The sequence below is a fragment of the Corallococcus sp. 4LFB genome, assembly GCF_046520365.1.
Taxonomy (GTDB): domain Bacteria; phylum Myxococcota; class Myxococcia; order Myxococcales; family Myxococcaceae; genus Corallococcus; species Corallococcus caeni.
Map to the genome: position 1 here is coordinate 1 of NZ_JBKGHJ010000853.1, position 2,091 is coordinate 2,091.

Annotated in this window: 1 protein-coding gene and 2 pseudogenes; 1 reads left to right on the forward strand and 2 read right to left on the reverse strand. The window is 75.3% G+C overall.

Annotated elements, in window-relative coordinates:
• A pseudogene (locus ACLEQD_RS41955) lies at positions 1–294 on the forward strand (hypothetical protein); the annotation flags it as partial.
• A gap of 52 nt (positions 295–346) precedes the next feature.
• On the opposite strand, the gene ACLEQD_RS41960 reads toward ACLEQD_RS41955, so the two are convergent.
• Positions 347–1,759, reverse strand: coding sequence for an AraC family transcriptional regulator (locus tag ACLEQD_RS41960; protein ID WP_410391531.1), 1,413 nt, complete (start codon positions 1,757–1,759; stop codon positions 347–349).
• Between the two features lie 11 nt (positions 1,760–1,770).
• Positions 1,771–2,091 (reverse strand): annotated as a pseudogene (locus ACLEQD_RS41965) (hypothetical protein); the annotation flags it as partial.

A 2,091-nucleotide genomic window follows, 5' to 3' on the forward strand; every position in this document is an offset into this window, starting at 1 on the left:
CGCCCGGGCGCGGCCCGCCTGCCGGAGCACCGCGAGGTGCTGGAGGAGCGGCGCGACTTCCGCGTGGTGCTGGTGCGCGAGCGGCAGCGGGTGCGGCTGCTGGTGCAGCCCCTGGGCACGCGCGCCGTGACGGCCGCCGTCTTCCTGTCTCCGGGGCGTCCGTCGCTCAAGCCGACGCAGGGGCCGGAGGGGCTGTCCTTCGACCTGTCCACGGCGCTGGCCACCGGCGCGCACGCGGCCCACCTCACGGTGCAGGCCGGGCAGGAGACGCTGGAGCGCGACTTCGCGTTCTGACGTCCGGCGGTGGGGGAAGGGCAGGGCCCTTCCCTGCCGCCCGGGCCCTGCCTCACTGGAGCTGCGAGGAGGGCACGTTCCGGCCGGACGAGTCGTACGGCTGGGGCGAGCGCACGGGCAGGCGGGGCGGAGGGACGGGGCCTCGCGAGGCGCCGGCCCGCACGCCACCGGACAGGAAGGCCGCCACGAGCTGCGTGAGCGGTGGCCGGGTGGCGAGCGCCACGCCGCACACCTCCAGCCACTGCCGTTCGAAGCGCCCCGTCTTCTGCAGGTACGCATTGCAGCCCTTCGGCGTGGAAGCGCTCAGGTCCCGCTCGAAGCGCTGCTCGTCGGTGCCCCAGCGGATGCGGAGCGAGTCCGAGGCGAGCCGGATGGACAGCGGCTCTCCGCCCCAGGTGCCTTCGATGAGGGTGGCGGCGCCGCCCGCGCGCACCTTCACCGCGAGGTCGCGCCGCTCGTAGACGCCGTTCACCTCGATGCCGTGCTCGAAGAGCTCGTCGTCGAACTCGCCCTTCCAGGTGGGGCCCTCGCCGCGCACGAGCGGCGTCGCCGTCTGCACGCGCTGCGTGTCGAACCACGCGGTGCCCACGCGTCCCAGGGGCGCGTTCGCTCCGCCCTGGGGACGGGGCGCTTCTTCCAGGCCCTGGGGGCCGGAGGGCAGCGGCTGCAAGGTGGCGAGCAGGTCCGTCGTCTTCACCGACGCGTCCACCGTCTCGAAGCGCACGCCGCCGAGCCACGCCTGGCCGGTGCCGCTCATGATGAGGCCGGCCATGATGGTGGTGGCCTCCAGGGGCACGTCCAGCACGACGTCGTAGCGCTTGCAGCCGTGGGTGCCCACGAGGGCGCGCGACTGCATGTTGTCGAAGGCGAGCGGCTGCCTGGGGTCCGCGCCCTCCACGCGCATCCACAGCCCCGCCCAGCCCTTCACGTCCTGGTGGCGCACGGCGGCGGAGAAGCGCAGGCGCTTGCCCCGGAAGTCCTGCGCGCTGAAGGCCTGCATGAAGGTGCCGAAGCTGTCCGTGGCCTGGGTGCGCGAGCGCAGGAACGCGCTGCGCGTGCCTTCGCACGGGGCGGCCTCGTCCACGCCCGCTTCGTAGTGCCGGGGCGCGCTCTCCGTGACGTACCAGCCCTGCGGCAGCTTCGCGCGCGTGGTGCCAGGCGCGGCGGGCATGCCGCCGGAGGAGGCGGGAGATGTCGCGGAGGCCGCTGTCGCGCCAGGGGGCGTCGAAGCGGGAGCCACCGAGGCCGTGGTCATCGGTGCCGCGCCGGACTTCAGGGCGGGGCCCGTGGAGCCGGTGGCCGCCGGCGCCGCGCCGGGATTGCGCGCCGTAGCTTCGGGCGTGGCCGCCGAGGTGGATGCGAGCGCCGTCGTGGAGGCGCTCGCCGCGGTGGACGGGGTCTGGGCCGCCGCGAGGGGCGCCCAGAGCGCCAGCAGCAGGCCGGGGATGCGGGTTGGGAGCGTCATCGAAGGAGTCCTCACAGGGCGGCCGGCCGCGAGTTCAGCGCCACCTGGGTCAGTCCGCTGGACGCGTCGTAGCGGGGGACCTCGCCCTGTCCACCGGGGTGGTACACGAGCAGCCCGCGCGCGCTCGCGGACTTGAGGCAGTGCTCCTGCGTGGCCAGGTCCGGGCACGCGACCACGATGTCCCGGGGCCCTTGCTCCACGTCCTGCACCGCGACGACCGGCGCCTCCACGGGCGTCACGGGCGGGGGGGACACGGTCCCTCCCGGCCGCAGCAGCAGGAACACGGAGGCCGCCACCGCGACCAGCGCCGCCGCGACGGCGGCCGGACGGTG